Origin of the sequence: Bilifractor porci (genome assembly GCF_009696005.1) — a bacterium.
GTDB lineage: Bacteria > Bacillota > Clostridia > Lachnospirales > Lachnospiraceae > Bilifractor > Bilifractor porci.
Map to the genome: position 1 here is coordinate 606,449 of NZ_VUMV01000001.1, position 10,161 is coordinate 616,609.

The following is a 10,161-nucleotide window of genomic DNA, read 5'->3' on the forward strand; positions in this document are numbered from 1 at the left end:
CAGGATGTTTCCTCCCCTGTTTACGTATAGTTATTCGTACTACAATCCTGACTTAACTCTTTGTTGCTCCGACATACTAAAAACTGTTAGGACACGAAATATATTATATAACATGGACTAAAAAAATGCATATTTATTTAAGCAACGCATACTCACGAGGAAAGAATCTAGTTTAACAATCGTAAAAAATAAAGTCCTATTATTTTCCTTATTGACCAATAAGCTTCCCTTCATTTTTCTTTTTTCAAATTATTGATTCACAAAGGCTGCGATATAATTCAAAGCCTCAAATGATTTTTCATAGGTACTATTCAAGAACCCATGAATCATGCCCTTCATAATGTGATACTCAACAGATATGCCACTATCAAACAACCTGGCTGCATACTGAAGGCCTTGATCCAATAACGGATCACATTCCGCCGAGATAAAGCACGCTGGTGGAAGATTTGTTAAATCCTCTTCCAGTAACGGTGAAGCAAGTGGATTCTTCATGTCTTCTAATTCATTGAAATATTCCTTAATCCCTTCACATCCATTGATTTCCAGAAAATATCCGTGACCGTAGCGGATTTCCGAAGTACTAAGATGATCCGCTTTTTGTATTACACAAGGATACACCAATATTTGCTTAGCAATCTCTGGGGTTCCCTCATTTCGCGCTTTAAGAGTTAATGCTGCCGTAAAATTACCTCCTGCACTATCCCCGCCTACACAAATATTGTTAGTTAATCCATGAATACTATCCGCATGTTGACAAACCCATTTTAAAACTGCATAACAATCATTCAAACCAATAGGAAATTTATATTCCGGAGCAAGCCTATAATCCGGCGAAACTACGACCATCTTCCCTTTTAAAGAGAGATATCTGTTTACATACTCATAGACATCTATGTTATTATATTCAAATCCACCGCCATGAATAAAAATCAACACTGGGTGTTGTTTTTTATCATCTGGGTAATATATTCTAACCGGTACGCGATAATTTCCATTTAATACTGTAATATCTTCCGCATCTAATGCCATCATATCTTCATAGCAATTACACCTCATTATTGCATCTGTCATAGCTGCTACTGATTCCAGATTGGATCTTCTTCTCCATCTATCCGGATGCTCCAGATCCAATACTTGCGGTTTTCCAATATTTACTTCTGGTGAAACCTCCCCATATTCCGGTTCAATAAACTTACGATATTCTTTCATTACACCGCCGCCTTTCTTTTGTTTTTTGAAGAAATTATCTTCTGTATACCATCAGCACACACCGCAATAAGGAGAATTGCACCACGAATTACTTGTTGATAGTATTCACTTATATTTAAAATTGTCATCCCATTAGTCAATACTCCAATAATTACAACTCCGCAAACCGCCTTAGAAATTTTTCCTTCTCCACCAGCAAGGCTAACACCACCAAGAACAACCGCGGTAAGTGCATCCATTTCCATGTTCTTACCGGCTGTTGGCTGACCAGAATTGATACGGCCAAGCATTATAATACCTGCCAGACCCGCAAGAAAGCCAGAAATCCCATATGAAATTATCTGTAACTTCTGAGTATTAATACCAGAAAGTCGTGCTGCTTCAGCGTTACTACCAACTGCATAAAAATGACGACCAATATATGTACGATTCAGAACCAGTGCTGCAAGCAAAATAACAACTGCGAAAATAATAATCGGAACTGGAATAAAACCAACTTTCCCCTGAGCTATGACAGTTGCATATGGAGAAATATCGTATATAGGCATGCCTCCACAAATGAGATACGCGACACCTTGTAAGATAATCTGCATTGCTAGTGTGCCAATCATTGCAAAGATACCAGTTTTTACAATAATAAAACCAGTAACAAGATCAATGGCCGTTGTAAGCACAATCGCAAATATATACGCTGCTATGAGCGGCATATGCTGATTCGCCATAAATGCTGCTGCCATGATGCATCCCATAGATAGCAGAGAACTAATACCTAAATCAATCCCCCCAGCTATCAGTACAAAAACCATACCAATAGAAGCGATACCCATAATAGAGGACTGCCTTAATATTGTTAGAAAATTCTGGCCGGTAAAAAATGCACTAGGCTTCATTATTCCAAAAAAGGCGACCAAAATAATCAATATATAAACTATAAAATATTGTTTTGAAAAATTCTTAAAAGATTTCATGTATATATTCTTCCCTCTCATTCCACAATATTCGAAGCATATCTCAGTATTTTTTCCTGATTGAACTCAAATTTACTAAGTTCGCCAGTAATTCTGCCTTCAGAGAGAACTATCATTCGATCCGACATTTTCATAATTTCTTCCATCTCAGAAGAAATCATTATAATCGCCAGCCCCTGATCAGTTAAGTGATTGATCAATTCATAAATTTCTTCCTTTGCGCCAACATCAATACCACGAGTCGGCTCATCTAAAATTAAAATTTTAGAATGGCTAGCCAACCATTTAGCTACTGCAACCTTTTGTTGATTACCGCCAGATAAATTATTAACCAACTGATTAACGGAAGGTGTTTTTATCCTCAATGCATCTTTATATTGGCAAACATATTCGTCTTCTTTTTTTAAATCAATAAACCCAAAATGTGAGATACTTTTCAGGATTGGGAGTGTTATATTCCAACTAACAGGGAATTTGAGGATGACTCCTAAATTTTTACGATCTTCTGACACATAAGCAATTCCATTACTGATGGCATCCTTGGGAGAATTAATCTCTACCTTTTGTCCATTTATATATATATCCCCGCCACTTTTCTTATCGGCTCCAAAAATTAATCTCGCTAATTCTGTCCGCCCAGCGCCAACTAAACCCGCTAATCCTAAAATTTCACCAGCCCTCACATAAAATGAGCTAGGTTGGTTATCCTGTCCTTCCAAATCTTTAATCTCAAGAACTTTGTTTCCAAAATGCGGATTTCTCTGAGGATATTTTTCAGACATTGTATGTCCAACCATATAGTAAATCATCTGGTCCTTATCGATTTCATTTACCCCACAATTTTTAACAACTTTCCCATCTCGCATAATTGTTACTGTATCGCAAACATGAAAAATCTCATCTAATCTGTGAGAAATATAAATGATAGATACCCCTTTTTCCTTTAGTGTTTTAATCAAGTCATAGAGAATCTCTACTTCATTATCTGTTAATGGCGCCGTTGGTTCATCCATTATTAATAGTTTACATTTCTTTGCTAATGCTTTTGCGATTTCAACAAGCTGCATGTAAGCAACGCTTAAACTTCCTACAGGCACAAGAGGATCTATTTCAACATTAAAATTATCTAATACTTCTTTGCTTTTTTTTAGCAATGCTTTTGTGTCAATAAATATACCTTTATTAATCCTTGTTCCCATAAATATATTTTCTTGTACAGAAAGGGAAGGCGCTAAGTTAAATTCCTGATAAATTGCTTCAATTCCAAGGTCTCCGGATAATCTTGGAGTCATAAACGGATATTCCTTACCTTCAAAAATAATCTTCCCAGAATCAGGTTTACTTGCACCAGTTATAGTTTTTATCAGAGTAGATTTTCCTGCGCCATTTTCTCCTACAAGTGCATGCACCTCACCTTTTTTTATATTGATAGAAACATTGTCAAGAGCAATAACGCCAGGATAAGTTTTTGTTAAATCATGAATTTCAAGAATATTTCCCATTATACTACCTCATCCTTGATATAATCAGTGGTACAGGATTTTCCTGTACCACTGAATCATACCTGTGTATCACTGATTATTTTCAATATACTCATCCACATTAGATATATCTACTTTTGTCAGCGGAAACAGGATTTCTCTGTTTTCAAGTTTCCCATTAATCGCAAGCGTACAAGCAGCATCCAGAAAATATTCATAATGCAAAAGCATATTTGTACTAACAGTAGCCTTAAAAGCTCCTCCTTCTTTAATAGCACTTAACGCTTCATCCACAGCATCTCCACCAAAGAAGCCAATCTTATCATTATTTGTAAGGCCTGCAGCCTTGAATGCCTGATACACACCGAGGACTCCAGAATCATTAATACCGACAACTACATTAAGATCAGGATTAGATTGAACCCATGCATCACCTACATCAACACCTCCAGGTGTTTCTCCCGCTTTTGCACTGACTACTACTTTTGCATTTGGAGAAATATCATTTAACGCATCTTCAATTCCTTGCTCTCTAACCACGAGGAATGGAAAATCTGGATATGTGCAGACACCAACCTTTACTTCTTCCGAGGGATCAAAAGTTTCATTTATCCATTCTGCAGCATTCTTGCCAATTGCATAACCATATTCATGATTATCAATTCCAACAAAGGCTGATGTTCCTTCAATATCAGTATCATAAGAAATTACTCTTACCCCCTGTTTTTCAGCATTTAGTGCCGCATTTTTTAATGCATCAGCATTAGAAACATGAACGATAATAACATCTGTTCCAGATGATGTAAAATTCTCAATAGCATCTATCTTATCTGAATCCTCAATACACTCCTGCGCTGTAAACTGAAAGCCTTTTTCATCTGCGTAAGCCTTCATTTTATCAACAAGTTTGGCAAAAAAAGGATTAGAAAGATCACTCACAACAAATGCAATCGAAATATCGCTAAGATCCGTACCTTCAGGTAACTGATCTTCTTTTGCAAGACCTGTTCCTGTATTTGCATCTGTGCTGCTACCAGTGGTCACCGACTCTGATATCACATTATCAAGCTTCGATGAAGAGGTGTCTGAAAGCTGTGCTTCTTCTCCGGGAGTTGATGCGGTTGTTGTTGCCGAAACTGTTGATGATTCTGCTGTACCGTTTTCAGATGCACTGCTCGCTACGGAGGTGCTACCGCCGCATGCGCCTAGCCCAAGCGCCATGCCCAAAGATAAAATACTTATTACAATATTACGACCTATCCTATTCATGATTTTCCCCCTTTCAAGATTCAAGATCGGTCTGTTATTAACTAATTAGTATAATAAAAAAAACAGTCTCAGATTCCAATGAGACTGTCTTTCAAAAAAGTGTAATATTTTTAGATACCAAATAATACATTTTAATCTTCGTCTGTTTCAAGAATTTTTCTATGTCTGATAACTATAATCCGATTACATATCTTATTCAAACTGTTTTTTTCGGCACTTATAATTATTACCGCTATCTTCTTGTTTGTCATTGAACGAATCATAGTCATAAGCTGCTCTTGTTCATTTACATCCAACCCTAAAAATGGTTGAAAACAAAATAGAACCTTAACACCCGCGATCATATAGCGTAAAAAAATTATTTTTATAGCATCATCCCGATCCAATTCCTCTCCGGTAATTGATCTACTATATTCCTTTATAAATCTTTTTCTTGTTTTTTCAGCGTAAGATTTGATACGAAAATTGAGAAACATCTTTAGAATTGAGCTTTTTTTCTCTGCCGCAATAGAAATATTTTCTACAATGGTCATTTTGCCAAAAATTTGATTTCTATAGGTCTTTCCGTTTATAATACCTATTTTATTCTTAACAAGGTCGCTTTTTTTCTTGATTTTGATTGCCTTTCCGTTCATATATATGATACCACTATATTTTTGAACACCCAGCAATATATTCAACAATTCAGAACTAAAATTATTTGCCAAATCATATATTCCTAAAATCTCCCCTTCCATACACTCTAACTGAAATGGTGGAAGTTGTTTCGTGCAAACGTTTGTTATCTGTAAAATTTTCTTTCCTTTTAATGGATGCTCAAACACTTTCCTTGTATATGATTCCGTATCGTCAGACATAACATTCAATAATCTCTGTTCATCGTACTGATCTGAATACATTACGCAAGCCGTACAGCCATTTTTAATCACCACAGTTTTATCAGCAACAGCATTAAATGCATCAGGATAACTATTAATCCATAAAACTGACATTCCTTGTTTCGCAATACTTTTCAACAGCTTCAACAAAACCATGACATCTTTCTGAATGGCATTTTCCATAATATCATTTAAAATTAGCAACCGTGCATGTTTTATATAAGCTCTAATAATTTGAACAACTTTTATTTCTATATCTGACAAATCAGACATCCGTGCTTTAGGAGAGATCATAATTCCAAATTTATTAAATATCTTTTCAGCTTCTAATTCCATAGTTTTTTTTGATACCATTCTGCTAAGATAGTTAACATCTTCTAAAATAAACAAAGTTTCAGCTACTGTGTATTCACGTACAATCTCTGGCATTCTACTAATAACAAAAATACCTCCAGCTTTTTCAAAATAATCCTTAGCATAAAAGGTATCCACCGTATCACAAAACTTTATTTTTCCTCTTTTTAACGGAGTATCCTCCGTCAAAATCTCAAAAATTGCATGTTTTCCACTACCTTCGGTTCCAATCAAACCTACCAGCTCACCTGACATTATATGTAGAAAAAAATCATGTATCGGATAATTCCCTCTATCTATCGCAACATCCAACATCAACAGTGTATTTTTTCTCATAGTTTTTCTAACTTCTCAAACTCAATTGGAAATGCCAAATGTATTTCTGTTCCAAATCCTAAAACACTTGTGATCGCCATATATGCAGAATCCCCCCAATATAATTTCAACCGCTTATAAATATTCGCTAATGCAGTACCTGTATGCTCCGTTCTATTGCCAAAAGTTTGATCTGGAGCGGTTCCCCTGATATAATCCTTTAAATTCTGCAGTTTTTTGGGATCCATCCCAACCCCATCGTCAGAAACACTGATAAGCACATGGTTATCAACAGCTGAAATTCTAATAATCAAGGTTCCCTTTCCTACTTTCAATTCTAACCCATGATAAATTGAATTTTCAGCAATTGGCTGAATAATAAGCTTAGGTACAAAGCAATTCTCCAGCATTTCGCGTTCTCCATCTTGAAATACAATCTGAAAGTTCATCTTATCGCCAAATCTATACTTTTGGATAGTAAAATAGCTTTGAATATTTTTTAATTCATCTTTTAGCAACACAAACGACTCTGTACGACTAATATTGTAGCGAAAATAGTTAGCAAAAGCATTTGTCATCTCGGCCACTTTCATATCCCCTTGGATAAGTGCTTGTCCACGAATAACTTCCAAAGTATTGTACAAAAAATGGGGATTCATCTGATCTTGAAGATTATTGATTTCTGCCGTCTTCATGAGGATTTCAGCATTTTTTTCTTTCATCAAAAGACTTTGTTTCTCATCAAAAAAATTATCAATCGCTTCATCTATATCTAAAAAATCATCAAAACTGAATTTCTTATAATTTTTTTCTCCCCACAATGTTATCTTTTCCTGTACATGCAATACCACATGTATTAAGGGTTTATAAATACAGCGAATTATAACAACACACATAGCGAGCAATAATAGAAGTATGCTGAGAAGCATAAAAGTTACTATGGATTGTGCATTTGTCACCTCACTATTTTCTATCATAATTCCTGTGAATATCACAATAAAATTTATTGCAATTAGTAATATAAAAATTTTTACCCAATCCATTGGAGTGTATCTCTTTAAATGTTTCATGAATATAACTTCCTATATTCAGTGGGTTTCAACCCAACCTCTTTCAAAAAAAGTTTACTGAAGTATTTTGAATCATGGTATCCAACTGACACTGCAATAGCTGCTATTTTTTCTTTGGTTGTTGACAAATGCTCCTTTGCTTCTTCGATTCTGCACTTCATAATATAATCAGAGAAAGAAATTCCAAACTCTTTTTTAAACATAGAACTAAGATACGCCGGATTTAACTCTACAATATCAGCCACTTTATTTAAAGATATCTCCTCCCTAAAATGATGATCAATGTATTCCTTGGCTTCTCTAACCGGACGCACAGTTTTCTGTTTTAATACAGACTGTACAAGCGGTATCAGCTCTCTAAATAATTTCTTTGTATCAATAATAAGTTTTAGCTCAGTTCTATCGTTTTCTGTTATCACTTTCCAGTTATGCAAACACATTTCAATGGTATCTTCCAATATTTTAATATTGTCAATATAATTTTTCAGCTCTTCATAATATCTTATGCAAAGATCGTATATCATGAGAGGGGAATAATTAGAATCTACAATTCTTATCCTTCCGATATCATCATCAATCATATACAGAATCTCTTCAAGATTTCCGGCCTCTATTTTACTCTTCAAATTTTGAAAATGCTGTATCCCTAATATATCCTCTAACTTTCTGTATTCAAATTTATATTCAGAAAAATAAATAATACGTACATTCGTAAAACGCAACCTGTATTTTATTGCATCAATTGCGGTTTCCAGACAATTCCATGTTCTTGAAATGTTGTTTTCCTTAACTCCTACACCTATTGTAAGCATCACCCCTTTAAAGCGCTTAATGTAATCCAAAACATCATTATAAAGCACTTCAATTGCATTAACAATTTCTTGCTCTCGCTCTTCTCGATAATTGATCAACAATATTAAACCGGAACTCATTTCCGTCTTAATATATTCATCGCAGTGATTACCAAAATTATCAATATAATCCATAACTTGTGTCAGAATAAAAGAAATATCAATTTGTTCTGGATCAGTAGTATCTATTTTTATAAACACGCCCTGAAAAACGCCTTCAGTGAATTGTGTTTCATATTTCTGATTTATCCTGTATAAGTTCCCAGAATCTGACTCTTTTTTCTTATTACCTGCAAAAAAATTTGATATTAAAAAATGTTCTTTAACTTTACTTCTTATTTCAGTATATTTTCCAGAAATTATGCTAGTCCTTCTCTCGGAACTAATCTCTTCATTTACCTTTTGAACAGCCTTCTCCAGTTCATCTTTATCTAATGGTTTTAAAAGATAATATTTCACCCCATATTTCATTGCGCCTTGTGCATATTCAAATTGACGAAAACCGCTTATCATAATAAATTTCACGTTTAAGCCAGCTTCTGCAACTTCTTTTATTATTTGTATACCATCTAATCCAGGCATACGAATATCACTTATTACCAAATCTGGTATTTTTTCTTTTATGCAGTTTAAAGCATCAATACCAGTGTTTACAGCACCAATGCATCTAAAGCCTAATTTTTCCCAGTCTACTATTTTCTCTATCATAGAACAGATAATCTTTTCATCATCAGCTATTAAGAAGGTAAACAATCCATTTCCTCCATTTTAAAGAGTAAAAGACACTAGAGTTCTCAACCATTATACTATTTTTTATAATAAGTTTCATTTCCAAGTAGCATATAGTTTGATTATGCGCATTCTTTATTTTTTATTTTGTGAGAATAATTTGTAAACAAATAAGCTATAGCACTATCATTAAATATGCTATGCTAAAAGAAGATACGCTTTATAGTAATGAAAAAGGAGTGAGATATATGTTGAATAAAACATCATCAAGCGAATGTGAAAGCTGCGCCTACTATCTCTATGATGACGAATACGAAGAACAGTACTGTGATATCGACATGGAAGAAGATGATGCCTGCCGGCTGATGGAGCACCCGGAATCCCATTGTCCTTATTATCGGAACAATGATGAATATGCAGTCGTCCGACACCAGATGTAGTTCAGGCCTAAAACGAGATTCCAGACAGTTTATTCCCCAACTTTCCGCATGGAAGAAATCGTTGAATTTTTGATGTTGATTTTATATTTATCCTATAAAGAAGAAACCCGGCTCATAAGAACCGGGCACCTCACTGTTTCCAGCTATATAAAGGCCTCGAGATTATGTCGATGCCGGAAACAATCTATAGTCATTCTTTCATTTTTATAAAAATGCAAAAGCAGGAGAATTCCCCTGCTGCTCTTAAAAAACTCCCCGAGTTGGGCTCGAACCAACAACCCTTCGGTTAACAGCCGAATGCTCTACCATTGAGCTATCGAGGATTATTCCGCGCTTCCGTTTCCCTTCCGCGCTCCCGGTACTTCCTGCGGCCTTCCGGCCGTCTTCCGTACCTTCAAAACTGCATATACTCTTTCCAAACATCCCGCAATTCCATGAACCGCTCCACGCCTCCGCCTCGCTTCTTCTGCTCCGCTTCCGCGCTTCCCTGATCTAGCCCTCGACCGATTAGTAACAGTCAGCTCCATGCATTGCTGCACTTCCACCTCTGCCCTATCTACCTCGTCGTCTTCAAGGGGTCTTACTTCTTTCGAA

Annotated in this window: 8 protein-coding genes, 1 tRNA gene and 1 rRNA gene; 1 reads left to right on the forward strand and 9 read right to left on the reverse strand. The window is 35.5% G+C overall.

The features are described from left to right. Positions 1-249 precede the first annotated feature (249 nt). The 7 genes from FYJ60_RS02800 to FYJ60_RS02830 form a co-directional block, all read right to left on the reverse strand. Positions 250-1,212 (reverse strand): alpha/beta hydrolase, encoded by a 963-nt coding sequence (locus FYJ60_RS02800; RefSeq protein WP_154457039.1) that lies wholly within the window; start codon positions 1,210-1,212, stop codon positions 250-252. Further along, the gene (locus tag FYJ60_RS02805; protein WP_205838933.1) at positions 1,212-2,180 is read right to left on the reverse strand and encodes an ABC transporter permease; all 969 of its coding nucleotides are present in this window, start codon (positions 2,178-2,180) and stop codon (positions 1,212-1,214) included. The genes FYJ60_RS02800 and FYJ60_RS02805 overlap by 1 nt, the downstream gene beginning before the upstream one ends. Before the next feature lie 17 nt (positions 2,181-2,197). Continuing rightward, positions 2,198-3,682 carry a sugar ABC transporter ATP-binding protein gene (locus tag FYJ60_RS02810; protein ID WP_154457041.1) on the reverse strand — a complete coding sequence of 495 codons (1,485 nt, stop codon included), beginning with the start codon at positions 3,680-3,682 and terminating at the stop codon, positions 2,198-2,200. 69 nt (positions 3,683-3,751) lie between these two features. Next, positions 3,752-4,930 (reverse strand): sugar ABC transporter substrate-binding protein, encoded by a 1,179-nt coding sequence (locus tag FYJ60_RS02815; RefSeq protein WP_154457042.1) that lies wholly within the window; start codon positions 4,928-4,930, stop codon positions 3,752-3,754. Positions 4,931-5,061: 131 nt separating this feature from the next. After that, complete coding sequence (locus FYJ60_RS02820) at positions 5,062-6,498, reverse strand: ATP-binding cassette domain-containing protein (RefSeq protein WP_154457043.1); 1,437 nt, start codon at positions 6,496-6,498, stop codon at positions 5,062-5,064. Then, complete coding sequence (locus tag FYJ60_RS02825; RefSeq protein WP_154457044.1) at positions 6,495-7,547, reverse strand: sensor histidine kinase; 1,053 nt, start codon at positions 7,545-7,547, stop codon at positions 6,495-6,497. Before FYJ60_RS02825 ends, FYJ60_RS02820 begins: the two co-directional genes overlap by 4 nt. Continuing rightward, positions 7,544-9,151 (reverse strand): response regulator, encoded by a 1,608-nt coding sequence (locus FYJ60_RS02830; protein WP_154457045.1) that lies wholly within the window; start codon positions 9,149-9,151, stop codon positions 7,544-7,546. The genes FYJ60_RS02825 and FYJ60_RS02830 overlap by 4 nt, the downstream gene beginning before the upstream one ends. A 224-nt stretch (positions 9,152-9,375) precedes the next feature. Here FYJ60_RS02830 and FYJ60_RS02835 point away from each other — a divergent pair, with 224 nt between their 5' ends. Beyond that, the gene (locus tag FYJ60_RS02835) at positions 9,376-9,567 is read left to right on the forward strand and encodes a DUF6472 family protein (RefSeq protein ID WP_154457046.1); all 192 of its coding nucleotides are present in this window, start codon (positions 9,376-9,378) and stop codon (positions 9,565-9,567) included. Between the two features lie 251 nt (positions 9,568-9,818). Here FYJ60_RS02835 and FYJ60_RS02840 read toward each other — a convergent pair. Both FYJ60_RS02840 and FYJ60_RS02845 read right to left on the reverse strand, forming a co-directional pair. Then, positions 9,819-9,890, reverse strand: a tRNA-Asn gene (locus FYJ60_RS02840). Between the two features lie 164 nt (positions 9,891-10,054). Beyond that, positions 10,055-10,161: ribosomal RNA gene (locus FYJ60_RS02845) — 23S ribosomal RNA — on the reverse strand; the annotation flags it as partial.

What these genes read in the sequence shown, in the direction of transcription:
- FYJ60_RS02800 (WP_154457039.1), bottom strand. Translation starts at nt 1,212, where the DNA reads ATGAAAGAATATCGTAAGTTTATTGAACCGGAATATGGGGAGGTTTCA.
- FYJ60_RS02805 (WP_205838933.1), bottom strand. Translation starts at nt 2,180, where the DNA reads ATGAAATCTTTTAAGAATTTTTCAAAACAATATTTTATAGTTTATATA.
- FYJ60_RS02810 (WP_154457041.1), bottom strand. Translation starts at nt 3,682, where the DNA reads ATGGGAAATATTCTTGAAATTCATGATTTAACAAAAACTTATCCTGGC.
- FYJ60_RS02815 (WP_154457042.1), bottom strand. Translation starts at nt 4,930, where the DNA reads ATGAATAGGATAGGTCGTAATATTGTAATAAGTATTTTATCTTTGGGC.
- FYJ60_RS02820 (WP_154457043.1), bottom strand. Translation starts at nt 6,498, where the DNA reads ATGAGAAAAAATACACTGTTGATGTTGGATGTTGCGATAGATAGAGGG.
- FYJ60_RS02825 (WP_154457044.1), bottom strand. Translation starts at nt 7,547, where the DNA reads ATGAAACATTTAAAGAGATACACTCCAATGGATTGGGTAAAAATTTTT.
- FYJ60_RS02835 (WP_154457046.1), top strand. Translation starts at nt 9,376, where the DNA reads ATGTTGAATAAAACATCATCAAGCGAATGTGAAAGCTGCGCCTACTAT.